Genomic DNA, 25,754 nt, shown 5'->3' on the forward strand with positions numbered 1-25,754 from the left:
CCTAACGATCTGAAATGTCCGTGTATACATACGGACTCACAACACTAAGTATTTTAGCAGAAAATGTTTATGATTGCAAGTGTTTTTGACAAGTTTTTACTTTTCGCCTATGTATAAGCTGAATAATCGCAAATAAGGCTAATATCCCCACAGCAGCGCCCGCCGTATCTATACAGACATCCTGCCATCGCCCGGTTCTTCCATCCACGAACAACTGGTGTATTTCATCCACTGCGGCACATGCAGCGCTTGCCCACACTGCTGTCCATATTTTAAATCTTACGCTTCTCCTTGCCGGCATAAGCAAAAAGCCCCACCAGATTCCCAGAACCATATATTCTAGGAAATGAGCCGTTTTTCTAATGCCAAAATCAATTTTTTGAACAAACTCTTCCTGTTCTCCCTGCGGCAGCTCCTTAAATCCCGGGACAAACAATTCTGATACTTTCTGTCCTACTTTCCGGCTCAATCCCACTGATTCAGTGACTGGCTGCGCAGAAAAAGANACTGCTGTCCATATTTTAAATCTTACGCTTCTCCTTGCCGGCATAAGCAAAAAGCCCCACCAGATTCCCAGAACCATATATTCTAGGAAATGAGCCGTTTTTCTAATGCCAAAATCAATTTTTTGAACAAACTCTTCCTGTTCTCCCTGCGGCAGCTCCTTAAATCCCGGGACAAACAATTCTGATACTTTCTGTCCTACTTTCCGGCTCAATCCCACTGATTCAGTGACTGGCTGCGCAGAAAAAGAAAATATCACAATTATCCACAAAAGCAGGCAAAACATAGAAAGATAATATATCTTTTTTAACTTCAACATCAGACCTTCTATCTTAATTTATTGACTTTTGAAACATCCCCGAAGAAATTCTTCTTGTTTTTCGTCGTCGATTCTGCGGTCGTATTCAGTAGATACCATTGCTGCACAGCATAGGACCGGCAGCACCAAAACCGCAGTTATTAATAAAAAAATAATCATGGCAATCCCTCCCAAAGTTTTCCCTTTCATCTTTGAAAAGTATTGCCATCTAGATTACCGATTATACCAAGGTACAGCTACTGCTTTGCAGCTTTTGGATTCTTCACTGCCTTTTCGCTTTTTTCTTCCTTTGAATCCGCTCCGTAGTACTCACCATATCCCTTTTTCCCGTATTCTTTTCCATAATACTTACTGTAATATCCTTTATTATGCTTACGCTCTACTTTATTTAAAACAACACCCAGCATCGGACATCCCGTTATTTCAAGTTTCGCTTTTACGTCCTGAGCCAGCCGGTACTTTGTCTTTGCTGATTCTACAACTAATATGATTCCATCGCTATATCTTGCGACAATAGCCGCATCAATGACAAGTCCCATCGGAGGACAGTCAATCAGAATATAATCGTACACTTTTCTAAGTGACTCCACCATCCCTTTGAATCTGCTTGTCTCTAACAACTCTGTAGGATTCGGTGCCAGAGGGCCCGCCATCAACAGATGCATCTTCGGTATATTGGTCGAAACAATTGCGTCTGCCAGTGTACACTGCCCCGAAAGGAAATGTGAAAGTCCTTTACCCGCTCCGTCAATCTGAAGTCTGGATGCCATGACCGACTTCCGCATATCGGCATCAATCAAAATTACTGATTTATTCATTTCGGCTATCGCACAAGCCAAATCAATGGACGTACTGGTCTTCCCCTCACCGGGAAGACAGCTCGTGACCATAATAACCTGCTTATCATCACCACAAAATTGGATATTTGTACGCAGAGTCTTCATGGCTTCCCGCACACCATATCCTTTTTTATCAATCACTAAATTTACCTTCTTCATTTGCTCACCTTTTTTTTAGAATATTCTCAGGATTCGTAACAAAAATCCTTCTTGCATAAGGTTTCCCCATCTTTCTGGATACATAAGCCGCACATTTCCCTAAATTAGGTTTTCTCGTCTTTGTATCATGGGCGTCCGATGCAATAAAATCTATTAAATCTGCCTTCATCAGCTGTGCACAATATTTTTTTGTCATGCGCCCATCATCGCCAAGTACGGCACTTGCATTCACTTGGATACATGCCCCCATATTTTTAAGTTCCTGAATCTTCTCCATCTCAGCACAGCACAGATAACGCTCTACATGAGCTATTATCGGCTTAAACCCGTTGGTAACCATATCATAGACATAATTCCGCAATACTTGAAATAAATCTCCCGGTGAAAACTCTATAAGGACATATTTGCTTCCCGCCATTGTAGGGCGGTTGCGATTTTTCATATGTCTGACTATCTTCTCATTACGATAACATTCGCACCCCAGCCTCAGCTCAATTCCTATATCAGCGGCAATTCCTCTGAGGTGATTGTAGGAATAGCACACTCTTTTCATGGACGGCTCAAACATTTCCGGCCGGTAATGTGGAGTCACGATAATTCTGCGCACTCCCTGCTTGTAGGACTCTTCCAAAAGTTCTCTGGCTTCTTCCACTTTGCCCGGTCCATCGTCTACATGTGGAAGCATATGACAATGAATATCCGTCAGCTTCATTAATACCCGTCCTTTCACACGCATTTTATAAATAATTTAACTGTTTTCAAAAAGAAAACTCTTCCCGCGGTGTGTGCCGCCGCTAAGAAGAGTTTTTCTTTTTTAGCTCATGCCTGACTTATTTTGCGTAAGATTTTTTCTTAAGACCGCAAACGCCAGCTACTGCTGCCAAGCCTACTACTGCAATTGCAGAAACTGCACTTGCACTTGTCTTCGGAGAAGTTGTACCTGCTCCTGAAGATAATGTAGCTTTGTCAACAACAAACGCTACCGGTGATAAAGATGTAAACGTAGCAGAGATTGTTCCTTCACCTGCTGTCGCTTCCACCTTTTCCCAAGCACCTTTTTCGGTATCATAGTGCAATACCCAAACTTTGCTTGATGATGTTACCCCGTTCATCTCAAATGTGATGGTAACAGGGAATGCAGTTCCTTCCGGAACTGAAATTTCTCTTACAGATGCAACTGCTGTTGTAGCTGTAAATTCAGAACCCAGAAGTTCCTTCAGCTTAGCCTCAGTCTTAACTTCTGCTACAGCGTCAGCATACTCTGCCGGAACGTCTTTAATGGTAACGTCTACAGCCTTACCATCTTTGTCCACAGCTTTAGAGACTTTGTTGACAACTGTAGTAGCGCTCGGGCTCGGTGCAGCGAATACTGTCATCCCTACACAAGCAACCATAGCAACTACAAGACCTAAGGTTTTTGCTACTCTTGATCTCATGATGATCTCCTCCTCATCGTTTTTTTTATGATATACAATACTATATAGATACTAATGTACCTTATGTAGTATACCATACATGGTTAAAAAAGTAAAACAAATATTATATTTAATTGTAAACACTTGTAGACAACATCTTTTGTTATATAATAACATGTCTAAACTTGTTTGTAAAATAATTTAATAATCAATTCCTGCAATTGTCCATTGTCTACAATATACTGTGCATGTCCATCCTTTTCAATGATTTCTCCGGGTACACGCTGCATTTCTGTGTTGATTTCATATTCAGAAATCTCCTTCAGCTCATCTGCGGTCATGTTAGAAACCATATAGGGCTCTAATTTCTGATAGATTTCTGCATACTTCATAGTGCCGCCGATTTCCTGCATTTCACGAATCAATGCATTCATGAAATGCGCCTGCCGTTCCATGCGCTGGTTGTTACTGTCTAACACTTCAATATCACGTGTCCGGACATATTTTTCCGCAAGCTCACCGTTCAATGTTATAGTCTTGCCTTGCTCAAAGGCAGGATCAATTGCCGTATAATCTTCCGGTACTGTCAGCGTCACGCCTCCTATCGCGTCCGTGGCCACCACCATACCTTCCAGAGTTAAGGAAAGATAAGAATTGATACTTGTGCCGAACAATAATCCTGAAACTTTTTCCGATGTGAGGCGGCAGCTTTTTTCTTCACCGTCCCCATATGCATATTGAAGCGCTATCTGGCCTTCTGTTGCCATCAGCTTTTCGCCATCTTCTCCATAGATATCAATCTCTACCATACATTCTCTGGATATTTGAAGAATCTGGGCTTTGTTGGTGTCTTGATTCATTATAAGTAAATTCAAACTGTCGCTCTGTCCATTTTCACCGGGGCTGTTATGTAAATCTGCTTTCGCTGCTTTGTCAACTCCCATAAAAAGCATTGTTTTAATGTCTGAATTTTTTTTATACTTTACACCTTTATATGTAATAAAATTGCTCTCACTACTTGTTCCGCTGGAAGTGATAGTCTTTTCCACCTTCTTCTTATCCTGAAACATCGTGAACACGACCAGTCCGACTAGCAGGATACAGACAATTCCTAATACTGCCAAAAGCTTATTTTTATTTTTCATCCGTCAGTACCGCTCCTATCAACAATCTGTGTTCGGATTCGGTTGAAATACAAGTGCTTAATGTTATGACACGATCCTCTGTCGTCACATTAACATCATCACGGTATATATTCCTTAAATCTCTCGCATTATAAAGCGAATCTATAAATGATTGTTTATCGGCATCTAAAATATAATTATAATAGTGTCCCAGATGCCTGTCGTCATAGACGACTGCCGCAAATATGCGGTACGTAAAAATACGCTCAGGTGTATAGATTACGACCTCGGGATGTTCTTCCATATACCCTTCATCCAAATAATTCCCCAGATTATGGAACATGGTATTGTTTCCTTCCCCCATCTGATGCCCATAGATGATAGTATTAAAATCCGTGAAGTCTGTGCTATTGCAGCTTTGTGTAAATATTGCACCCTGCGAAGCGCTGACTCCTTCCCATGTATGGTCAAGATAATAATTATCATCTTCTGCACTCTGAAGAATCGGATAGTCAATATTAGTGTCTTCAATCCTGATCCAGGCGTAAACCTCCGGATTTGCTTCCTGCAAAGCAGAAAAATCAATCGGTATATCTGCTTTATTTCCATCTTCAGAAACTATGGGGCTCTCTTTGGGAATCTCCGCAGTCTTCTTCGCTTTATCATAAGAATCATTCACTTTACCGGCCATCGCATAATACCATATCAAATAACCTGCGCATACTACTGCGACTAGACAAAGTGCAATAATAAGAACTTTTCTTGCCTTTTCTTTCAAAATCTAACGCCTCTTTTCCAACGGTACTGCCGCTAATGTATTAAGGTTCAGATACTTGCGGATATCTTCTTCTGTCTGAACGGTATCATTCAGAAGGAAACGGATGACAACAACCGCTATTGCTAAAAATGCTCCTGCCAAGGCACCAATAGCTACATTCTTAATCATACTTGGACTAGATGGTTTAGCCGGTTTGACAGCACGGTCAACAATGTTGGGCTTATCTGAATTCATGACGTCGGCAACGCGGTCGGCAGTTGCATCTGCCAATGCGTTGGAAATGGTTTTGGCCATCTCCGGATCCGGATCCGTGACTGTCAGTTCTAACATACGCGTACCCGTTGGATTCTCTGTGGTAATCTGACCAAGTAATTCTTCGTATGTAGTATCCAAATCTAATGTCTCAATCACTTCTTCTACCACTGTACGGCTTTTTGCCAAAATCTCAAAGTCTACCGTCAGCTGGGCTCCCATCTGGATATCAGCAAGCGATGTCACCGTTGTAGTCTTCGTCAAAATATAAATTATAGAAGATGCCGAATACTGAGGGGTGACCACAAATTTCGTTCCGCCAAAGGCCAGCGCCGCTCCCACTATAAGGCACAGAATAATTATCCACATCTTTTGTAAAAGAAGGTGAAACAATTCACCCAAATCAATTTCTATTTCATCGTCATGCTTCGCTTCTATCTGCTTTATTTCGTCCATTGTTACTCTCCTCTTTTAATCACTATATAACATATCTTATCGAAATCGGTCATAATATCTTGCCGCATCAAATCGTTTCCTCTGTACATATTACTAAATATGGTGGGATAAGTCAATAATTTCTTAAAAAACAACACAATTTTAGCCTTCTAGAAGCATCATCTGCCTTTGTTTGTTTTCCCAGCTTGAATGTATATAATAATTTAATGTTATAGACGTATCGGCATGTCCCAGAATTTCGCTAAGCGTTTTTACATCGAACCCTACTTCCACACATCTTGTAGCAAACGTGTGTCGAAGGATGTGAAAATTAACCTCCCGGATTCCCATATTTTTCAAAGTTCTCCTAAAAAAATATTGATAATTTCTAGGTTCGACATATTTCGACGAATTGGTTAAAAAAAAATCTTCATCATTGTGTGGGTATGATGATTTACGAATAATTTTAAATATTTTTTCTGGTATCGGTATTGTGCGAAAGGATGATTCTGATTTCGGTTCGTCTATAATGATACGTGTTTTTCGTTTTGTTTCTAAATCTGGCATAGAAATCCGCTGTAAAGTGTGAGTAATCGTAATACTTTTGCTTTCAAAGTCAATGTTATTCCACTTCAATGCACATATCTCCCCAATCCTTAACCCTGTATACAGGCAAATGAGCAGGCCTACGCATCTAGGTTCCTGAAGATTATCCAGCAGATATTCTTCCATCACCTTCTGTTCTTTTAGGCTTAGTACTTCAAATTTGACCCTGCTCCGCTTGGGCAATACAGAATTTCCAGCTAAATTTTCCGTATGATATTCCTTTTCAGCATATTTTACAATAGATTTTAATATGGTTGTAATATCACGTACTGTTTTTACAGCCAGCTCTCCTTCCCTGTCCAACCGCCCCTTTTTTATCTTCTCATAGATAAAACTGTTGATAAGATAAGAATTAAGATTTCCGAGATTGTAATCCCCTATGTCAGGCTCAATATGCCTCTCAACAATATTCCTATATTTCGCATAGGTAGATTGTTTAATCAAAAGCCTCTTCATATTAAGCCACTCCTCGCAGACATCTGCCATCATAATCTTTGATACGTCCATAATGTACCTCTCTTTCTTTTGTTTTAGAATGTAAAAAAATCGCAAAGTAGATGCTTTACGATTTTTCTATACATATCATACCAATTCTCAAGGAAGCTTTACAGATAGTGGAAAATATTACCAATTATATATAATATTTATAACTTATCTAATATTCTCCTATCTTTGCACAAAACTAATGTTTCGTGTAAAGATATTACACTTATTCTATAATCTTCCTGCATTCCAAATAAAATCTCTTTTCATCAGCTTCCCCCATAGAGAAAGCTTTTCTTGGCAATACCCCTCCCGCCTGAATAGCCGGATACAGATTTTCTTTATTGATAACACCCAGAATAATTCCAACAGTGTCTTCCTCATGCTCTGTCAGCTTTCTGACATTTTCTTCTCCATGCACGTAATCAATGGATGTATCTGAATTATTTCTAATATATTCATCCAGAATCTTCTGCACTACCTCTATCGGCAAATGTCCCTTCAGCCCAGAAAGTCCTATTTGCTTCCTTTGTTTCCTATTAATAAGGATAATATCATTACCATTTACTATAGAAATACCTTGTTCTGTAAGCCCCTGTTCAATTGCTGTTAATAGTCCCTCCATATCCGTGTGAAAAACTACTCTGTGAATCGGTTCAAACACAATGGCCGGACTGTATAAATTCACTAACTCTACCATGGAATATCTGGCCGGATGACTGGCCTGCTCTTCCGGAGACAGCTGTCTCTTCAACTGTGTCCAATATTCCTTAGCCGCAGCCAAGGAATGATTTCCATCTCCTACCGCAAATATAAATTCCTCTCGTTGTTGCAATTCACAAATAGTCTGCTGAATTTTACAAACTCTTTCACCCTCTACCGCATATCCACAAATACTCCCGCCATTGAGCATGAGCTCAAACTCATACAGCTTTCTTAACAATTGCCTTTGTTCATAAAGAGGTTCGATCAACTTCATCATCTCGTCTTTTAAGAGTATCATGACATGGGGACATTCCAAGGGCGCTCCCCTGCGTATCTCCACCCTTGGAGGAATTCTAGTTAGTATTGTCCCCTCCGTTGCCCTGACCGCTGCTCTTCTCTCCGGCATATATTCATATTGCTCTAAGTCTATCATCCCCACTAAACCTAATCGAATTGCTCCGCCAATATGGCGTTCTGTCAAAACAAATCCACCATGTACCTGTTCCGTGAGAATCCCTTCCTCAAGAAACCCTCTCATCGCTTCATGTATTTGAGGAATGCGGCTTTCCTTTTCATTCAAATATACTTCTGGATATATTATTTGATATGTAGAAGGTACTCCTTTGACCTGCTGCTGTACCTCCATCCAGTAATCAGGCTGGCTGGTGTACTGATCGCAGGCGATAACAGACCATTTTGCCATATCAAGATGCTTTGTCGGCAGGTAAATGTTTGTCGGTAAAAAACATGTATTCATTGATATTCTCCTTATATCATGGAATTAACTATATGTTATGTAATATATTATCATGCCACATTTCATTTTACTACCAATGAATTTTATCTTCATTTCTATTTTTTTATAGTTGACACTATCCTTTCGGCAAAATCACTGATATAATCTTTTTAGATAAATACTTTATCTTGATGCTCTGCAATCTAGTCTTAAATTTATTGGATTGTAGCATCCATGGTAAAACAAGGAGGAAATGAAATGAACCACTTACTGATAATCGGTGCTGGAGGACTTGGGCAAATGATGAAAGAAGTTGCCTTAAGCATAGGGTATGAGCAAGTTTTTTTTCTGGACGATGCAGCTAAAGGGACAGATATAATTGGAAAATGCTGCGACTATCTTGCAATGCGCGAGAAATTCGACACGGCTGTGGCCGCATTAGGTGACAATGACATGCGGCTGTACTGGACAGAAAAATTAATGGAGGCAGACTACCATGTTCCATCCCTGATACATCCTTCCGCAGTTGTAAGTCCCAGTGCTTCCATTTCTGAGGGAAGCTTTATATTACAACGCGCCGTTGTCAATACCAGCACCTGCATAGAGCATGCAGTTCTGGTTAATTCCGGGGCTATAATAGACCACAATAGTTACATCGAACGAGGAGCTCATGTAGGACTCGGGAGCATTGTGAAAGCAAACTGTCGTGTAACTTCCCTGAAAAAAATTGAAGCAGGCAATGTAGTATTTCCAACCCGCAGAAAAATTGACGGCGCAGACAGCAGGATGCTGGAAGATGCCTTGTATGCCTTTGGATTCGGTCTCACCTGCAGCTATGTAAAGCCTTTTGGCGCAGGCCACATCAACGAAACCTATGCCGTTTATATGCCCTCAGAGCAGGGGGATGAACTTTCATATGTACTGCAGCGGGTAAATACTAATGTTTTTAATGACCCTGCAGGTGTTATGGACAATATCTTTGGCGTGACAGAGTTCATGAGAACTGCTATCCGCAAAGAAGGGGGCAATCCTGATCGAGAGACCTTATCCTATATCAAGACAAAAAACGGCCGGAACTATTTCGAAGATGAAAAAGGACAGCCTTGGCGATGCTATAATTATATTCCTGATTCTGTATGTTATCAGGAAGTGGAACGTCCTGAGCAGTTCTATCAATCTGCCTATAGTTTTGGGCATTTTCTAAAACAATTAGGCAATTATCCTGTGGACAGCCTAAATGAGACGATTCCAGACTTCCACAATACCGTGAAACGTTTCGCTGCATTTGAGCAAGCATATCAACGGGATATTCAAAACAGAGTGGATAGCTGCAGAGACGAATGTGACTTTGTATTAAAAAGGAAAGCTGACTGCGGAATTCTTATTCAGCAGCAGGAAAGGGGAGTCCTGCCACTGCGGGTCACACATAATGATACAAAGCTGAACAATATTTTGTTCGATGCCGAAACTGGAAAGGGATTATGTATTATAGACTTGGATACAATCATGCCCGGACTTGCCGCAAATGACTTCGGTGATTCTATCCGCTTCGGCGCCTCTACTGCTGCTGAAGATGAAAAGAATCTAGACTTAGTACATTTTGATATTGAGCTGTATAGATTATATGTCAAAGGATATTTAGATGCTACTAAGGATGTTCTTACGCAGGAGGAGTTGGAAAGCCTTCCCTGGGGCGCACGTTTGATGACATTAGAATGTGGAACGAGGTTCCTGACCGATTATCTGCAGGGTGATACTTATTTTAAGACAGCTTACCCGGAACATAATCTCGTTCGAGCACGCACACAATTCCGGCTTGTGGAGGAAATGGAGAAAGAATTTGAGGGTATGAAGCAGATTGTCAGGGAATATTTCATATAAGAAAGGCTGCCGAATCATGAAAAAAGAAGGTTACTACTCTTCCGGTCAATTCGCACGTATGGCTCATGTCACATTGCGGACTATTCGGTATTATGATAAAGCAAATATATTAAAGCCGTCACTTGTTACAGAAACCGGAACACGTTTTTATACAGATGCCGACTTTGCACGTCTTCAACAGATACTTCTCCTAAAGTATCTTGGTTTTTCTTTGGACGATATCCGCCAGATGACAGTCAACGCTACTGACTATCACTATCTTGCTGATTCTCTGAATATCCAGCTAAAGTTGGTGCGTGACCGTATTGAGCAGATGCAGCTGGTCGAAAAGGCTATCATGGATACATCCACAGCCATTAAGGATGAGGAAGACATTAACTGGGATAAGATGCTGGAACTGATTCATCTTACCGGTATGGAAAAGAGTATGAAGAACCAGTATCAGGATGCCTCCAATATCTCGTCACGTATCAATCTACATAGACTGTACTCACAGAATCCAAAGGACTGGTTCTCTTGGCTTTACGAGCAGGCACAGATAACAAATGGGATGAATATACTGGAGATTGGCTGCGGAGACGGTGCTTTTTGGACAACAAACCTCCCACTGCTGCCCTCTGAGGTTCACATCACCATTTCCGATGCGTCTGAGGGTATGGTACGTGACGCACGCCGGGCGATTGGCGTCGAAGATTCCCGCTTTTCCTTCGAGAGTTTTGATTGCCATTCTATTCCCTTTGAGCCGAAAAGCTTCGACTTAGTCATCGCCAATCACGTACTCTTCTACTGTGACGATATCGCTCAAGTATGTCAAGAAGTCCGTCGCGTGCTGAAGGCAAACGGCAAGTTTCTGTGTAGTACCTACAGTGGCAGCCATATGAAAGAAATCACCACCCTCGTCACCGACTTTGATAAACGTATTGTCCTGTCTGCCGATAAGCTGTATGAAAACTTTGGTCTGGAAAACGGCTCTTTTATATTGAAGCCGTACTTCCCCCATATTGAGCTGCGCCGTTACGTTGATGAGCTGATTGTGCCGGAAGCAGATTCCCTGATTTCCTACATCCTTTCCTGCCACGGCAATCAGAACCAATATATCATTGACCGCTACAAAGAATTTCGGGTATTTGTACAGAAGAAAACTCTTCACGGTTTCCACGTTACCAAGGATGCCGGGCTATTCCTTTGTGAAAAATGAAATATTTCAAAAAAATACTTGAAGGTGACCTTAGGTCACCTTTTATAATGTAAATATCTTGGAACAAGCACAAAGGAGAATCTCTATGAAAGGTATTATTTTAGCCGGCGGCTCCGGCACACGTCTCTATCCGCTGACAACAGTAACGAGTAAACAACTGCTTCCGATTTATGATAAACCCATGATTTACTATCCACTGTCCGTTCTGATGAATGGAGGTATCCGCGATATTTTGATTATTTCTACACCACAGGATACCCCTCGCTTTGAGGAGTTGTTAGGCAACGGGCATCAATTCGGCATTCGGCTTTCTTATGCTGTACAGCCAAGTCCTGATGGATTGGCACAGGCTTTTATTATCGGCGCAGACTTTATCGGCAGCGATTCAGTGGCCATGGTACTCGGTGACAATATTTTTGCCGGACATGGTTTGAAAAAGCGCCTGCATACTGCAGTCAAAAATGCAGAAGATGGAAAGGGTGCAACCGTATTCGGCTATTATGTAGACGATCCGGAGCGCTTTGGTATCGTTGAGTTCGACGCAGACGGAAAAGCTATTTCTATTGAAGAAAAACCAGAACAGCCAAAAAGCAATTACTGTGTTACCGGCCTTTATTTCTACGACAATCGGGTGGTCGAATATGCGAAGAACTTAAAACCCAGCGCCCGTGGTGAGCTTGAAATCACAGATTTGAACCGCATCTATTTAAAGAACAATGAACTGAATGTTGAGCTTTTGGGGCAGGGATTTACTTGGCTTGACACTGGTACACACGAAAGTCTGGTCGAGGCCACCAATTTTGTCAAAACCGTGGAGAGCCACCAACACAGAAAAATTGCCTGTCTCGAAGAAATCGCCTATTTGAACGGTTGGATTACTAAAGAAGATATTCTGGAAGGTTATGAAGTACTGAAAAAGAACCAGTACGGTCAATATCTGAAAGATGTTCTGGACGGCAAGTATTTAGACGTTCTACACTAAATGCAAAGAAAAGGAGAATTATACTTATGAATATTATCGTAACCGGAGGCGCCGGATTTATCGGAAGCAACTTTATTTTTCATATGTTGAAAAAATATCCTGATTATCGTATCATATGTCTGGACTGTTTGACTTATGCAGGCAATCTTTCTACACTTAGGCCGATTATGGATAACCCTAATTTTCGTTTTGTAAAAGAAAGTATAACAAATCGTACCACCGTTTATAAACTTTTTGAAGAAGAGCACCCTGACATAATTGTTAATTTCGCCGCAGAAAGTCATGTGGATCGCTCTATAGAAAATCCACAAGTATTTTTAGAGACTAATATTATCGGTACCTCTGTTCTGATGGATGCCTGCCGTAAATATGGAATCAAACGTTATCATCAGGTGTCTACTGATGAAGTATATGGGGATCTTCCATTGGATAGGCCAGACCTCTTCTTTACTGAAGATACACCTATTCATACCAGCAGTCCTTATAGCTCCTCCAAAGCGTCTGCCGACCTTTTAGTGCAGGCATATAATAGAACCTATGGCCTCCCTACTACCATTAGTCGATGCTCTAACAACTATGGCCCATATCATTTCCCCGAAAAGTTGATTCCATTGATGATTGCAAACGCTCTGGCAGATAAACCACTTCCCGTTTATGGAGAGGGATTAAATGTTAGAGATTGGCTTTATGTGGAAGATCACTGCAAAGCCATCGACCTGATTATTCATAACGGACGTGTCGGCGAAGTCTATAATGTAGGCGGCCACAACGAGATGAAAAACATAGACATTGTAAAAATCATCTGTAAGGCTCTTGGCAAACCTGAAAGTTTAATCACTTATGTAGCAGATCGGAAAGGGCATGATATGCGTTATGCTATCGATCCAACTAAAATCCATGCTGAACTGGGCTGGCTCCCTGAAACAAAATTTGAAGATGGAATTCAAAAAACAATCCAATGGTATTTGGATAACAAAGATTGGTGGGAAACTATAATCTCCGGAGAATATCAAAACTACTACGAAAAGATGTATAACACAGAAGGTCTACTCAAATGAAAATATTAGTAACTGGTTCTAATGGTCAGCTTGGCCATGACTGTATGAATGAATTAAAAGTTAGAAATCACGATGCAATCGGTGTTGATATTGAAGAAATGGATATCACTGTTCTTGCTTCTGTTGAAAAAGAATTAAATGAAATAAAACCAGAAGCAGTAATTCACTGTGCTGCCTGGACGGCTGTAGACGATGCTGAAGATGAGGGAAAAAAAGAAAAAGTCCATCTTATTAATGCCATAGGTACGGAAAATATTGCTAAAATTTGTAAGCAATTAGGCTGTAAGATGATGTACATCTCCACTGACTATGTATTTGACGGCAAGGGACAGAACCCTTGGCAGCCTGACTGTAAAGATTTCAAACCTTTGAATGTCTATGGTAGAACAAAGCTTGACGGAGAATTTGCAGTGTCAAGAAATCTCAATAATTACTTTATAGTCCGCATCGCCTGGGTATTTGGCCAAAATGGAAATAACTTTATCAACACTATGCTGAAACTGGGAAAAAATTCTGATAAAATTACTGTGGTAAAAGATCAAATTGGAACTCCTACTTATACTATTGATCTTGCAAGATTGTTGATAGATATGATAGAGTCAGAAAAATACGGGTATTATCATGCAACCAATGAAGGCGGCTATATTAGTTGGTATGACTTCACAAAGGAAATCTTTCGTCAGGCAGTGGCTCTAGGACATGCTGAATATAGTGAAGACAAAATCACTGTCATTCCGGTCACAACTACGGAATATGGAGTATCTAAAGCTTCCAGACCATTTAACAGCCGCCTTGATAAAAGTAAACTAATTGAAAATGGATTCACACCATTGCCCACATGGCAGGATGCAGTCAAGCGATATATACAAGACTTAGAGTTTTAGAATCCATTAATTCACACAGAGGAGCAATAAAAATGGGACAAATTACAGTAGAAAAAAATGTAGGTGGGATTGAGGGCTTATGTATTATTACTCCTTCTGTCCATGGAGATGCAAGGGGTTATTTCATCGAAACCTATAATCAGAGAGATATGCAAAAAGCTGGCCTTAATATGAAATTTGTGCAGGATAATCAGTCTTGTTCTATAAAAGGAGTTCTTCGGGGTCTTCATTTTCAAAAAGCTTTCCCACAGGGAAAGCTGGTTCGAGTCATTAAGGGAAATGTATTTGATGTCGCCGTTGATCTCAGACTTAATTCAAAAACCTATGGCAAATGGTTTGGTATAGAATTGACTGCTGAAAACAAAAAACAATTTTATATACCAGAAGGATTCGCCCATGGATTTCTAGTGCTCTCTGATATCGCTGAATTCTGTTATAAATGTACAGATTTTTACCATCCCGGGGATGAAGGTGGTCTTGCGTGGAATGATCCGGAAATTGGAATTAGATGGCCACAGTTACTGGGTGCTTATAATGGAAATGCAGTATCAGATGGATATCGGTTAATAGATGGAACCTTGCTAACCTTAAGTGAAAAAGATCAGAAATGGTTGGGGTTAAAAGATACATTTAAATTTTAAATTGATACTAAAACGATTGAGTGTGTGAAGAAAAGTCTGTAAATACTAATCTTCTATGATAATGATAGGGCTGATAGTACCTATAGGGGCTTTCAGCCCTTGTTCTATTTATAGCAGTACATACCGTTGCATGTCAAGAGCAGGCGAAAAATCCGCCTGCTGATAATAGGTTCCATTGGTTTATTCCGGCAGCCGTCCTTCATACATGATACTCAGTTCACCATACACCTGTCCCCAATTCCTGATCGGCATCGACCATTTCCTTGTGGCTTCGAACGTGGACAGGTACAACGCTTTCAAAAGAGCTGTGTCGCTTGGGAATACACTTCTCTGGCGGTTCAGCTTCCGATAAGTCGCATTCAGGCTCTCAATTGCATTGGTGGTATAAATAACTTTTCTGACCGCTGTGGAGAACTTGAAGATAGGACAGACGCCATTATCTTGCACAGAGTAGTGGATGGCATCAATATAGAGCACTGGATATATTTCTGAGAGCGGGCGATTTTGCCAATCCTCAATCTGAGGCATAATCTTATCTGTCACGTCTGAAATAAAACCTTCCGAAGCCTCAAAACCATAGATATCGTCCAGTGTGTCAGAAATCTGCCGTGTGGTAATGCCTTTGGCATACATAGAAATGATCTTCTGGTCAATGTCAGAGATGTCTTTCTGTCGTTTTTTGACCACTTATGGCTCAAAAGTCGATTTTCGGTCTTGAGGAACCTGAATATCCATACTGCCATAGCTGCCGGTGATACGCTTGGATTTGTAGCCGTTACGGTAATCATCACCATCGGAGCGTTGAGACTTTTCATAGCCCAGATGCTCATCCATTTCGGTTTCTTTTCTCTTGCCATAATAAAGGTCTCCTATGATTTTTTATTTTACCATAGAAGATTCTTTAAAACCTTGCCTATCTTATTTCTTTGCTTTATAGACACATTAACAATAATTCTCTTTTGCTTTATTTTTTACTATTTAAGATTATTTCACAAATTCTATCCACATCCTTCAATGCTAAATCTGAATATAGTGGTAATGTAAGTACACGATTACTTATATGTAAGGCAGTTGGAGTAAGGTTGACATCAAATTGACCATGAAAACAAGCAAACGTATTTGTTAATGGATAAAAATATTTTCTCGCAAAAATACCGTTTTTTTCAAGTAATGAATAAACTTCATTTCTACTTGACCCGAATTTTTTCTCATCAAATATGACTGGGAAATACGCATAATTGGGTATTACTTCTTTTTGCTCGGGGTTAAGCTGAAGTCCTTCAATTCCAGCTAAATGCTCTTTATACCTATCAACTATTTGTTTCCGTTTTCTTATTTCTTCCTCTACATGTCGCAAATTACATATTCCCATAGCAGCACAAAATTCATTCATCTTAGCATTAGCTCCAACTCCATCTACAACTTCCGGTCCACGAATACCGAAATTTTTCAAACGGTACAGTTCTCTTCCGAAGCTTTCATTTTTAAAGCATACAGCTCCGCCTTCTATTGTATGAAAAACTTTAGTTGCATGAAAACTAAAACATGATGCGTCACCAAATGAACCAATTCCTTTGCCCTTATAATATTCACCAAAAGTATGTGCCGCATCATAAATTACCTTTAAACCATATTTATGAGCTAATCTATCTATCTCTTCTATACTACATATGTTGCCATAAACATGTACAGGAACTATTGCGCAGGTTTTATCAGTTATCAAATTTTCAATTTTAGATACATCCATTGTAAAATCAACAGGATTGATATCGCAAAATACCGGAGTCAATCCATTTCTGACAATTGCATGTGTGGTAGAAGCAAACGTAAAAGGAGTGGTAATAACCTCTCCATGAAGATTCATTGCCTGTAATGTAAGCTCTAATGCCATATGCCCATTCGTTAATAGCTCTATATTCGGAACATTTAAAAATTCTTTTAATTGTTCTTGCAGTACTTTATGCTTAACTCCCATATTAGTTAACCAACGAGTATTCCACAACTCATCAATTTCCTGCACATATTCCTCAAGAGGGGGCATAGACGATTTAGTCACTAATATTTTATCCATAATAACATCTCCTTATTATAACGCTGATTTATCCCATAATTTTAACTTTGTTCCTATACCTTTTTCTTTTGCAGACATATAACATTCGAATCCCCATGCAACATCTTCTATAGGCATCCCTCCAACACAATACAAAATAATTTGCTTATCGTTATCCCGTCCCGTTTTTTCGCCTTTAATAATCTCACCCATATTAATAATCTGTTCTTTCTTTAAAATCCCCTCTTGTACAGCATCATAGTATCCCATTCCCATCAACGAAGAAATATTTTTTTGTACCGGTAGTTCAGCACCTTTGGACCAATCTTCATACATTCTATAATTATCCGCAACAAATTTGCAGTTGCTAATATGAAAAAAACTTTTTCCAATTCGTAATGCCGATGCGCCTATTACTACCGCCCCCGGTTTTATCCATTCAGACTCAATCTGAGGATTATCCTCAAACTCCGCTTCATTAGTTGCCCCCCAAAAAACAATATCTGAATTCTTACATGCTTCAATCAAGTTATCATATATATGTATAGATTTAATCCGTGGATATTGTGATTTGCAATAAGCAACAAAAGACTCAATGGTCTTGTCCCCACGTCCTTTTATTTTGATGGTATCTAAATTAGGACAACACACCATGAAAGCTTCCATTGCATAACGACTAATAGTTCCGGGACCAACAATTGTCACTATCTTAGCATTCTCACAACACAATTTTCTTACTCCTGCTCCAACCGCAGCACCAGTCCGCATTGCACTCAAAATATTCGCCGACATATATGCTAGTGGCAATCCCGTCTCCACATCCAATAGTGACATCATTAAAACAGAGCGTGGAAGTCCTATCGCACGATTATTCTGATTTGAACCATAAGTTTTTATACCAAACATGTGGTACTTGCCTCCTAGATATGCTGGCATTGCCATGAATCTTCTATCCGGGCCGTTTAACGGCATTCCCTCTATATTAGATTTGTCTGGAAAAGTGACTTTTATTCCATGTTCATTTGCATCTACTCCTCCCATGCGGTAATCACCAATATCCAGTAAGCGAAACATTTCTTCCATTGTATCAATACATTTATCCATATTTTTAACACCAGAACATATCATATCCTGTTCATCTAAATACAAAAATTCTAAATTTTCATTCTCCATTGTCTTTACCTTTTCTTTAGCGATTCGTGTTTTCATCTTCATAAAATAAATGAATTTTATCTGGTGATACCAACTCAGTCAACATGTTTTGATTTTGAGTGTTCTTAACAACTAAAGCCGTTGCAATCTTTTCAATAAGTTCTGACAACTGCTTTTTTGAATCAATAACACATAAAATATATGCAAATACCCTAGAAGTAGCACCGACGGAACTGATATCATCTCCCACAAAATGTAATTGACAAACTTCCATAACTCCAGAAATATTTTCAATTTCTTCTAGCCCTTCTATCGAGTCAATTTTTCCTGGATTCATTGCGACTGTTAATAAAAATGTATTTTTACAAAAAAAAGGATTACTTTTTTCTATTTCAGTCAACTGCATTTCCCCAGTTAATGAATAACGTATTAACTGTTGAACTTGATTATATCCGGACATCCAATCAACATATTTATACGCAAATCCTCCGGCAAGTCTATATCCGGCTTCATGCATAAAAAAATCTCCATTTTCATAAAATCCTTGCATAAAAACAAATCCATCATTCATTTCATTCCTTTTAAACAAGTTCTTCATAAGAGGTTCCATCTTATTTATCCATTCATTTAAATGTATAGAAGGGAAACTCATTCCTTGGCCAATTGGTGCCTTGTTAGAATCTACAGCATGGACATATCTATCTCCTGACTGAGACAAATATGATTTACCTTTATATAGCATATAATAAACGCTGAACTCATTATTGAGATTCATCATGCGTTCTATCATAATTTCTCCTTTTTTTGAAAATGCCAATGACTTTTTACATAAGTCGTTATATTTTTCTTTCGAAAAGCATTTATACACACCTCTTGATCCACTGTTATCCACAGGTTTAATTACAACAGGAAAATTCAACTGATCTTTAACTTCATTATAATTATCAGCATTTGCTATTTTCCAAGGAACAACCTTTATCCCCACCTCTTCACACATTAACTTAAATTTCGTTTTATCAATGCATTTTTCAACATTCTTTTCATTTCCCCAAAATGGAAATCCTAATCTATCACATATTTGTCTACAATATGGAAGCATCGAATCAGTATACCCTGTAAAAACACCATTTACGCCTTCTTTTAAACACAAGTCAACAATCCTATCCACATCTGTTGTACTCACTAAAAAGCTTTTATCAGCAATTTTTTTTGCAGGTGAATCTTCCAAATAATCAGTCACATAGACGATTACACCAAGCTTTCTAGCCTCTTTCACAACTTCACACATGGGTTGAACCCCTCCAAGTAGAAGAAGCTTTTTCCCTCTTAAATCATTCATGTTTTACCCCTCCCTCAATTAAGCTGATTATGTAATTCATATCATCAAAATCATATCTTTGGTCACATGGAATCGGTAAAATATTTTTTGCGTAATTCCATTCCAGCCAATCTTTATTCACTTCTTCTAAGACATTGGGCCATAATGTTGGAATATACACTTTATGCTCCAACAACCTCTTCTTTATCAAAGCTGCATCCGGAATAAGAAGTGGATACATATAAGCCCCCTCTATCATGGAAACTGAAATCTGATTAATATTATTTAGCCTCTTTTTCAAAATTCTAAAATTGTTCGTTCGAGTTTGTTTTATTCGATCATAATCTAACCCGTGGAGAAGATTTTCTGTCAATTTTGACATTTTTTTAATTGGCTCATTTTCAAAAAATTTATTATTTTCATAAGATTCTTCATAAAATTCGCTTGCCGTTCTCTCATATCGTCCTAATATAAAATTCATCCTTTTAAAAGACTCGTCTCTAGGTATCTCTCTTTTAATCTGAGAATCAGTATATAAAAATGCACCATCAGGTACTCCAAAAAATTTTCTACATGTGTATATTGTATCTATTCCTTCCACAGGACTGGTAAAATAACTTTGTGCCTGATCCAGAATAATATGTGAATATTTTTTTGTTAACTCTAAAATATATTCATTTGAAACTTGTCCATAAAAATTAACTATATATAACCATTCATCTTTATCAAGCGAAGAGATAATAGGCTTAAACTCTGGGGTAATATGATAATACCGCTGATGAATACCATATTTTTGACAGACTTTTTTTACAGAATCACAAAGAAAAAATGGCAGACAAATCTTCTTGATTTTTTTAGCTTCAATCAAATATGCCAAAGCATTTCGTCCGCAATTTAACGCGACAGCCTCCTCGTGAAGCCTCGGAAGAATATATGTATCTAGTTCTATATAGCCTCCTATTTCCTTCATGCTAATCCCTCCATATATAATTCAGATAACTCTATATGAAAAACAATGTTGCTTCTGTACAAATTTTATTTAGACGATTTCATTAATTTAACCGTAATCCATTCTTCTGAGTTATCTATCATATGCAACATCTCACTCATACTATTAAATTTCATTAGCAAACATCCCAACGTTGTATTAGCACCTCGGAAAGTACTTATTCTATCACCATGATGCTTTATCAAATGGTTTTCCACAATATATCTTTGTTCAATTTCTGGTGAAATTTCAACACAATCTAAAATACCATCTTCCAAACTGTGAACAGCATAATATGCCCAAAATCCCTCCACTTTGTTAAATTTAGGGGCATCCAATGTTTCTCCCATTGCTAATCTAACAGAATATTCTATCAGATCTACTCCAGTGGCATATCGTATAATTTGTGGTATATAATTTCCTCCGTTCCTAGGTGCGATTTCCATTAGATACACATTATAATCTTTGTCAATACATATATCAAAATTATATGTACAATTTTTCATTCCAAGGAGCATAAGCAATCTCTGAATCTCCGCATGTACTTTATTATAAACGCTATCTGGCATATTATATGGAAAGCTTGCTGAGATAGGCACAAAAGGATTAGCACATTTGGGATTAAAATGGTCATTTGCAAGACAATAGAATACTAGCTTTCCCTCAATAGATAAACCATCACCTGCAATCTGATATCCATATTTATCTATAAATTCTTCAACAATGATACGTTTACTTCGAGAAAAAGACATCGCATACTGTAATTTTTGATAAATTCCTTTCAGTGAATCGCAGCGGGACACCCCTTTGCTACCAGATGAATCAACGGGCTTTATAATTACAGGAAATTTAAAATATCCAGCCTCTAGCTTATTCATTGTTTCATCAATACTAAAAAAACCTTTTGCTTTTGGTGTGCAAAAATTATTGTTAGCGAGGAACTCTCTGTATTTATCTTTATTGCAAAGTATTTCAACCGAATCATATGGATTTCCTGATAGACCCATTTTTTCGGCTACATATGCTGCTGTCGGTGCAGCTGGATCTGACGCATATGCCAAAACACCACCTATCTTCTCATACTGAGCAATTTTTAGTACAGCTTCTTTATCAGTTGTACTAACTGGATAGAATTTGTCAGCAATATACTGCCCTGGATTATCTAATAAAAAATCACACAATACTGTATATAATCCCATTTTCTTAGCAACCTCTATCGCCACTATTTGTTGTGCTGAACCACCTAATAACAATATTTTTTTCATAATTACTTCTATCCCTTTCAGTTTATCTAAATCGAAGCTTAATTATAATTTATCTTTTTATTAAATTTCGAACTATTTCCAGTAAATAATTAAATGAATCCATTTTAAAAATAATAGATCCGACTATATATATTACACTTCCAACAGTCACTTGCAAAAGTAACATTATTATATCTGAACAATCAATGCAGTTAAAAATAGAAATTACTCCTCCCATAAAAACTGCTAGTGTGATACTGGGTAATATATCTTTCAACTGTTCAATATACCCATAATTTAATAATTTTTTATTAGGATAAGAGTTAATAATCTGACTAACTAAACTATTTACCAAGAGACTATAAGCCATTGCTAGGACCCCAAACCACATTGTACAAAATAAAAGTATCATACCCACTATTTTTTTTGCAATTTCTAATTTAAGGAACAAATCACTTCTTCCCATCGCTTTTATGGCATTTAAATTAGCCGTATGAATGGGATAAAACATAAACGTGATACAAAAAATTTTCAAATATGGAACACATAACAGCCATTTATCAGTTAAAACTAAATTAACAACCGATGTTGCCGTAAATGCAAGTCCCATCATTAATGGTGCCATAATATATGTACTAATTTTTATAGATCTTCTTGTCATCTCTTTCACACGTTTAGTATCATCTTGCTCAAGGGACAATACGGGAAGTAATACACTATCTATCGAAGTATTAATATTTGCTACAATCAAATTGGGAAACTGCTTTCCTTGATTATAAAAAGCCAAATCTGCTTCCGTGTACATCTTTCCAATTATTAATTGTCTCAAATTTGTATAAATAGTATCCAACATTGCTGATGCAAATAACTTCCACCCATAACTAATTAATCCTTTTAATCTTTGAAACGAAAATATTAATTTAGGCCTCCACTTAACAGTAAACCATAACACTATTGTATCCACAGACAAATTTACAAGTTTTTGCGCTACAAGTGCCCAAACTCCTAAGCCCATAAGTGCCATAATAATTCCGACAATAGCCGAAGCAATAGTGCCGCCTATTGTAGCAAAAAAAAATTTTTTAAATTGCAAGGTACGTGATACATAAGCTTGTTGTACATTTTTTAATCCTGATATGACAACCGTTAAACAAAGTACTCGAATAATAGAAACTAACCCTTCATCAGAATAAAAACTTGCTATTAACGGAGCAGTTAAAAAGATTATTAAATACAAGATTAAACACCAGATGATATTAAAAATAAAAACTGATGAAAAATCCAAGTCATCTGCGCCTTTCTTTTGTATAAGAGCATTTCCCAGTCCGCTATCAACAAACACTTGAAGTATTTGTGCAAATACCATAACTAAAGCAATTGTACCATATGCTTCTGGCGCTAAAATTCGTGCTAAAACTATAGAAACAATAAATTGTACTATTTGTGCTCCACAACGTTCTCCAAAACGCCAAATTAAATTTGTCATTGTCTTCTGTTTTATATTATCTGCCATTTTTACCTCTTAAATTAAGTAATTATATTTTTTGAAAAACTTTAGCCCTTAAACGTTGATAAAAATCATATCCAAACAAATTCAAAATAACTTTTTCTATATATCTTATAAAAGAAAGTTTTTCTAAACCTATATCATAATATTCACCAACAGGCTCAGCATCATCTAATCTAGACAAGTGTTCTTCAAAATATTTACTGCTGCTAAATGAATTATTTCCCGAAAATTTTACATTTAGAGATTTGTATTTATCCTCAATCACTAAATTTTCAATAACAGCTGAAATATCAATGGCTGCTTCTTTATTTCTAAAAACAGTATTATTTGTATCAACACCTAGTATGCCTATTGCTTTGTAATCTCTAGCATCAATAGTAATTGTTGGAATTTTTTCAATTGCTGAAACTCTTGCGCTTGCAGCTGAAGAAACAAAAATGTCTATTTTAGAAAATAAACTTCGTGGTATAGGGTACATAGCCCCTAACATCACTAATTCTAAATTGTCAACATCTATAAACAGATTCTCTATTCGAGTTTTATCCTCATTGTTAGGTGAATCACCAATCATAATATACTGAATTTTATAATTGGTATGGTTAAGAGCAAACTTTTTCACTTCATTTACCAATGTCCAAACATATGCTTTATTCAATCTTCCTATCGTACCAATAGTTAAATCTCTATTTCCAATTTTTTTAACAAGCTCACTCTCTATATCCTCTACTACATTCGAACACGTAAAAGGAATCTCATACTTATAGTACGAGGGAACCTCTTTCTTAAAAATCATTTTAAATGTTTCATTCTTTGCACCAAATAATTCTTTTCTATTAAATTTAAACTCAAAAAAATTTTTCATTCCTTGGTCCAATGAACCAATCTTTTCGTCCAATATAATGATAATACTTCTACATCCAAATTTTTTTGCAATAAGCTCTCCCCAAACACTGGATACCTTATTGTTACACTCAATAATACACTCACTATCGATTTCACCTACCACGCTCTCTATTGTAGATATAACTGTATCAATCTTTTTTTTAGATAATATTTGAGGATTAATTCCTAACAAATTTATACAATTTTTTTCAAATTCAAAAAAATCAGGTATCACAATTGAACCAGTTACTGCATAAAAAATGTAACAATCAAATCCTTTTTCTTTCATAAATGCCAATTTATTTCTTTGATACATTTGACCGCCTCCCATTCCGGCAATCGAATACGATAATAAAATAAATTTTTTCATTTTATCCCTCTTTTATTAGACAAAAATGCTATTGTGATCAAATATATACTAAAAAAACATCTCCCCAAAACAATACTTGTTGTCAAAGACGCTAATAATGTAAATATAGTTAAATATTGAACAATTCCTTGTATACTATTTTTTTCACAAAGTTCTTTTGCCTTTTTATTTAATTTATAAATCCAAATTATTAATAAAACTAACCCAATTATCCCATATGCAAACGCAAAATAAAGATATGTATTATCCCAATAATTTAATGCAGCAATAGACGCCTGCCCATTCCCTGCAAAATTAAATGTAGAAATAGGAACCAATAAATTTATTGATACATTCTGTTGAAAAATTTGAGACCACTTTGAAAATCTATCATAAAAACTCAACATAAAATCCGTCGAATAAGTCAGCTGATAATATGTATATAAAATTATTGTAATAATGGTAACGCCTATAATAATTTTAGTATAACGAGGAGCATTTTTAATAAGCCAAATGGAAAAAATTACAAATACTATAACTAATGTAGTTTTATTATTCGAAATGTATATATTAGTAATGGCAAATACGATAGTAGTAATATAAATAAATCTTTTTTTTCTATTGTCGTTATCTTTCGTCCCATAAAAAATTATTAGAGCTTGAAAAAACGAAGCCATTGCAAATTTTACATTATGTCCCGTTATACTTGGAACTCTTACATGACTATCACTTGTCATAATATACATAGATGAAGCCGTATCTGTACCCCAAAAAGAATAACCGGTATACCAAGAACTAGTCCATTCCCATCCATTTATATATTGAAAAAGACCTAAAACAAACCCAATTAACAATGCAATATAAGAAATTACGCATAACTTATTTAAGAATTGGTTTATAGAATCATCCTTCATTTCAATTGATGCCAATAAAAGACAAGTAACTATTGGAATATACACATCCCGGAATGTCATTAAAAAACTATTTGTTGAATATGATGTGAATACATTTAGAGCAAATATAAATGTAAAATAAATTATCACTATGAACCCATATAAGCTAAAACGTTTTTTCTTCAATATACATAAAAAACATATCCCTCCTAATATTAGCTCTGGTATATATGTTTTAATTTGAAACAAAATACTATTTCCAAATGTAATTTTGATAATAATGCCATAAAAGAAAACAGATATAAAGTATAATAAAATTAAATTAAGTATTTGTTTATCTATATCTTTGTTTGTTAAGCGCATTATTTA

Annotated in this window: 24 protein-coding genes and 1 pseudogene; 6 read left to right on the top strand and 19 right to left on the bottom strand. The window is 37.3% G+C overall.

Translation table 11 applies throughout. The features are described from left to right. Nucleotides 1–67: 67 nt before the first annotated feature. The 10 genes from BN6465_RS05680 to BN6465_RS05720 form a co-directional block, all read right to left on the bottom strand. Nucleotides 68–823, bottom strand: coding sequence for a VanZ family protein (locus BN6465_RS05680; RefSeq protein ID WP_066732520.1), 756 nt, complete (start codon nucleotides 821–823; stop codon nucleotides 68–70). An 18-nt stretch (nucleotides 824–841) separates the two neighbouring features. After that, nucleotides 842–982, bottom strand: a complete 141-nt coding sequence (locus tag BN6465_RS20650) for a hypothetical protein (protein ID WP_154670187.1) — start codon at nucleotides 980–982, stop codon at nucleotides 842–844. 77 nt (nucleotides 983–1,059) lie between these two features. Continuing rightward, nucleotides 1,060–1,821 carry a CpsD/CapB family tyrosine-protein kinase gene (locus BN6465_RS05685; RefSeq protein ID WP_066732521.1) on the bottom strand — a complete coding sequence of 254 codons (762 nt, stop codon included), beginning with the start codon at nucleotides 1,819–1,821 and terminating at the stop codon, nucleotides 1,060–1,062. Nucleotides 1,822–1,825: 4 nt separating this feature from the next. After that, a complete protein-coding gene (locus BN6465_RS05690; protein ID WP_066732522.1) occupies nucleotides 1,826–2,533 on the bottom strand; it encodes a CpsB/CapC family capsule biosynthesis tyrosine phosphatase in 708 nt (235 codons plus the stop codon). A 118-nt stretch (nucleotides 2,534–2,651) separates the two neighbouring features. Next, nucleotides 2,652–3,257 (bottom strand): hypothetical protein, encoded by a 606-nt coding sequence (locus tag BN6465_RS05695; protein ID WP_066732523.1) that lies wholly within the window; start codon nucleotides 3,255–3,257, stop codon nucleotides 2,652–2,654. A gap of 158 nt (nucleotides 3,258–3,415) precedes the next feature. Next, nucleotides 3,416–4,381 carry an LCP family protein gene (locus BN6465_RS05700; protein WP_066732524.1) on the bottom strand — a complete coding sequence of 322 codons (966 nt, stop codon included), beginning with the start codon at nucleotides 4,379–4,381 and terminating at the stop codon, nucleotides 3,416–3,418. Continuing rightward, nucleotides 4,371–5,138, bottom strand: a complete 768-nt coding sequence (gene srtB / locus BN6465_RS05705; RefSeq protein ID WP_066732525.1) for a class B sortase — start codon at nucleotides 5,136–5,138, stop codon at nucleotides 4,371–4,373. The genes BN6465_RS05700 and srtB overlap by 11 nt, the downstream gene beginning before the upstream one ends. 3 nt (nucleotides 5,139–5,141) lie before the next feature. Continuing rightward, a complete protein-coding gene (locus BN6465_RS05710; protein ID WP_066732530.1) occupies nucleotides 5,142–5,846 on the bottom strand; it encodes a YveK family protein in 705 nt (234 codons plus the stop codon). A 141-nt stretch (nucleotides 5,847–5,987) separates the two neighbouring features. Continuing rightward, nucleotides 5,988–6,938 (bottom strand): tyrosine-type recombinase/integrase, encoded by a 951-nt coding sequence (locus BN6465_RS05715; protein WP_082891594.1) that lies wholly within the window; start codon nucleotides 6,936–6,938, stop codon nucleotides 5,988–5,990. A gap of 202 nt (nucleotides 6,939–7,140) precedes the next feature. After that, a complete protein-coding gene (locus tag BN6465_RS05720) occupies nucleotides 7,141–8,376 on the bottom strand; it encodes a DUF1015 domain-containing protein (protein WP_066732532.1) in 1,236 nt (411 codons plus the stop codon). 237 nt (nucleotides 8,377–8,613) lie between these two features. Here BN6465_RS05720 and BN6465_RS05725 point away from each other — a divergent pair, with 237 nt between their 5' ends. From BN6465_RS05725 to rfbC, 6 genes are all read left to right on the top strand, one after another. Beyond that, on the top strand, nucleotides 8,614–10,236 hold the full coding sequence (locus BN6465_RS05725) for a phosphotransferase (RefSeq protein ID WP_066732534.1): 1,623 nt from the start codon (nucleotides 8,614–8,616) through the stop codon (nucleotides 10,234–10,236). A 16-nt stretch (nucleotides 10,237–10,252) separates the two neighbouring features. Continuing rightward, nucleotides 10,253–11,434: a MerR family transcriptional regulator gene (locus BN6465_RS05730; RefSeq protein WP_066732821.1), complete on the top strand. Its 1,182-nt coding sequence runs from the start codon at nucleotides 10,253–10,255 to the stop codon at nucleotides 11,432–11,434. Nucleotides 11,435–11,519: 85 nt separating this feature from the next. Then, entirely contained in the window at nucleotides 11,520–12,416 is an 897-nt protein-coding gene (gene rfbA / locus BN6465_RS05735) for a glucose-1-phosphate thymidylyltransferase RfbA (RefSeq protein WP_066732536.1), read from the top strand. A 26-nt stretch (nucleotides 12,417–12,442) separates the two neighbouring features. Beyond that, a complete protein-coding gene (gene rfbB / locus BN6465_RS05740) occupies nucleotides 12,443–13,474 on the top strand; it encodes a dTDP-glucose 4,6-dehydratase (protein WP_066732538.1) in 1,032 nt (343 codons plus the stop codon). Continuing rightward, nucleotides 13,471–14,358: a dTDP-4-dehydrorhamnose reductase gene (gene rfbD / locus BN6465_RS05745; RefSeq protein ID WP_066732540.1), complete on the top strand. Its 888-nt coding sequence runs from the start codon at nucleotides 13,471–13,473 to the stop codon at nucleotides 14,356–14,358. The genes rfbB and rfbD overlap by 4 nt, the downstream gene beginning before the upstream one ends. Nucleotides 14,359–14,390: 32 nt before the next feature. Next, nucleotides 14,391–14,999, top strand: coding sequence for a dTDP-4-dehydrorhamnose 3,5-epimerase (rfbC, locus tag BN6465_RS05750; protein WP_066732542.1), 609 nt, complete (start codon nucleotides 14,391–14,393; stop codon nucleotides 14,997–14,999). A 180-nt stretch (nucleotides 15,000–15,179) separates the two neighbouring features. Here rfbC and BN6465_RS21560 read toward each other — a convergent pair. The 9 genes and pseudogenes from BN6465_RS21560 to BN6465_RS05795 form a co-directional block, all read right to left on the bottom strand. Beyond that, nucleotides 15,180–15,842 (bottom strand): annotated as a pseudogene (locus BN6465_RS21560) (IS256 family transposase); the annotation flags it as partial. A 121-nt stretch (nucleotides 15,843–15,963) separates the two neighbouring features. Beyond that, entirely contained in the window at nucleotides 15,964–17,070 is a 1,107-nt protein-coding gene (locus tag BN6465_RS05760; RefSeq protein ID WP_066732547.1) for a DegT/DnrJ/EryC1/StrS family aminotransferase, read from the bottom strand. Between the two features lie 15 nt (nucleotides 17,071–17,085). Beyond that, nucleotides 17,086–18,222, bottom strand: coding sequence for a tyramine oxidase subunit B (locus BN6465_RS05765; protein WP_066732549.1), 1,137 nt, complete (start codon nucleotides 18,220–18,222; stop codon nucleotides 17,086–17,088). A 16-nt stretch (nucleotides 18,223–18,238) separates the two neighbouring features. Further along, nucleotides 18,239–19,540 (bottom strand): ATP-binding protein, encoded by a 1,302-nt coding sequence (locus BN6465_RS05770; protein WP_066732551.1) that lies wholly within the window; start codon nucleotides 19,538–19,540, stop codon nucleotides 18,239–18,241. Continuing rightward, nucleotides 19,533–20,489: a hypothetical protein gene (locus BN6465_RS05775; RefSeq protein ID WP_066732553.1), complete on the bottom strand. Its 957-nt coding sequence runs from the start codon at nucleotides 20,487–20,489 to the stop codon at nucleotides 19,533–19,535. The genes BN6465_RS05770 and BN6465_RS05775 overlap by 8 nt, the downstream gene beginning before the upstream one ends. A 65-nt stretch (nucleotides 20,490–20,554) precedes the next feature. Next, the gene (locus BN6465_RS05780) at nucleotides 20,555–21,772 is read right to left on the bottom strand and encodes an ATP-grasp domain-containing protein (RefSeq protein WP_066732555.1); all 1,218 of its coding nucleotides are present in this window, start codon (nucleotides 21,770–21,772) and stop codon (nucleotides 20,555–20,557) included. A 49-nt stretch (nucleotides 21,773–21,821) separates the two neighbouring features. Continuing rightward, complete coding sequence (locus tag BN6465_RS05785) at nucleotides 21,822–23,264, bottom strand: lipopolysaccharide biosynthesis protein (RefSeq protein WP_066732557.1); 1,443 nt, start codon at nucleotides 23,262–23,264, stop codon at nucleotides 21,822–21,824. Between the two features lie 22 nt (nucleotides 23,265–23,286). Further along, nucleotides 23,287–24,513, bottom strand: a complete 1,227-nt coding sequence (locus BN6465_RS05790; protein ID WP_066732559.1) for a hypothetical protein — start codon at nucleotides 24,511–24,513, stop codon at nucleotides 23,287–23,289. Next, complete coding sequence (locus BN6465_RS05795) at nucleotides 24,510–25,748, bottom strand: hypothetical protein (RefSeq protein ID WP_066732561.1); 1,239 nt, start codon at nucleotides 25,746–25,748, stop codon at nucleotides 24,510–24,512. Before BN6465_RS05795 ends, BN6465_RS05790 begins: the two co-directional genes overlap by 4 nt. Nucleotides 25,749–25,754 lie beyond the last annotated feature (6 nt).

Source organism: Bariatricus massiliensis, assembly GCF_900086725.1.
GTDB classification, from domain to species: domain Bacteria; phylum Bacillota; class Clostridia; order Lachnospirales; family Lachnospiraceae; genus Allocoprococcus; species Allocoprococcus massiliensis.

Coding starts and splice junctions, on each gene's coding strand:
- rfbC (WP_066732542.1), top strand. CDS start 14,391: ATGGGACAAATTACAGTAGAAAAAAATGTAGGTGGGATTGAGGGCTTA.
- BN6465_RS05715 (WP_082891594.1), bottom strand. CDS start 6,938: ATGGACGTATCAAAGATTATGATGGCAGATGTCTGCGAGGAGTGGCTT.
- rfbA (WP_066732536.1), top strand. CDS start 11,520: ATGAAAGGTATTATTTTAGCCGGCGGCTCCGGCACACGTCTCTATCCG.
- rfbB (WP_066732538.1), top strand. CDS start 12,443: ATGAATATTATCGTAACCGGAGGCGCCGGATTTATCGGAAGCAACTTT.
- BN6465_RS05785 (WP_066732557.1), bottom strand. CDS start 23,264: ATGGCAGATAATATAAAACAGAAGACAATGACAAATTTAATTTGGCGT.
- BN6465_RS05765 (WP_066732549.1), bottom strand. CDS start 18,222: ATGGAGAATGAAAATTTAGAATTTTTGTATTTAGATGAACAGGATATG.
- BN6465_RS05720 (WP_066732532.1), bottom strand. CDS start 8,376: ATGAATACATGTTTTTTACCGACAAACATTTACCTGCCGACAAAGCAT.
- BN6465_RS20650 (WP_154670187.1), bottom strand. CDS start 982: ATGATTATTTTTTTATTAATAACTGCGGTTTTGGTGCTGCCGGTCCTA.
- BN6465_RS05760 (WP_066732547.1), bottom strand. CDS start 17,070: ATGGATAAAATATTAGTGACTAAATCGTCTATGCCCCCTCTTGAGGAA.
- BN6465_RS05770 (WP_066732551.1), bottom strand. CDS start 19,540: ATGAATGATTTAAGAGGGAAAAAGCTTCTTCTACTTGGAGGGGTTCAA.
- BN6465_RS05725 (WP_066732534.1), top strand. CDS start 8,614: ATGAACCACTTACTGATAATCGGTGCTGGAGGACTTGGGCAAATGATG.
- BN6465_RS05695 (WP_066732523.1), bottom strand. CDS start 3,257: ATGAGATCAAGAGTAGCAAAAACCTTAGGTCTTGTAGTTGCTATGGTT.
- BN6465_RS05690 (WP_066732522.1), bottom strand. CDS start 2,533: ATGAAGCTGACGGATATTCATTGTCATATGCTTCCACATGTAGACGAT.
- BN6465_RS05790 (WP_066732559.1), bottom strand. CDS start 24,513: ATGAAAAAATTTATTTTATTATCGTATTCGATTGCCGGAATGGGAGGC.
- BN6465_RS05795 (WP_066732561.1), bottom strand. CDS start 25,748: ATGCGCTTAACAAACAAAGATATAGATAAACAAATACTTAATTTAATT.
- BN6465_RS05730 (WP_066732821.1), top strand. CDS start 10,253: ATGAAAAAAGAAGGTTACTACTCTTCCGGTCAATTCGCACGTATGGCT.
- BN6465_RS05775 (WP_066732553.1), bottom strand. CDS start 20,489: ATGAAGGAAATAGGAGGCTATATAGAACTAGATACATATATTCTTCCG.
- rfbD (WP_066732540.1), top strand. CDS start 13,471: ATGAAAATATTAGTAACTGGTTCTAATGGTCAGCTTGGCCATGACTGT.
- BN6465_RS05780 (WP_066732555.1), bottom strand. CDS start 21,772: ATGAAAAAAATATTGTTATTAGGTGGTTCAGCACAACAAATAGTGGCG.
- BN6465_RS05710 (WP_066732530.1), bottom strand. CDS start 5,846: ATGGACGAAATAAAGCAGATAGAAGCGAAGCATGACGATGAAATAGAA.
- BN6465_RS05685 (WP_066732521.1), bottom strand. CDS start 1,821: ATGAAGAAGGTAAATTTAGTGATTGATAAAAAAGGATATGGTGTGCGG.
- BN6465_RS05700 (WP_066732524.1), bottom strand. CDS start 4,381: ATGAAAAATAAAAATAAGCTTTTGGCAGTATTAGGAATTGTCTGTATC.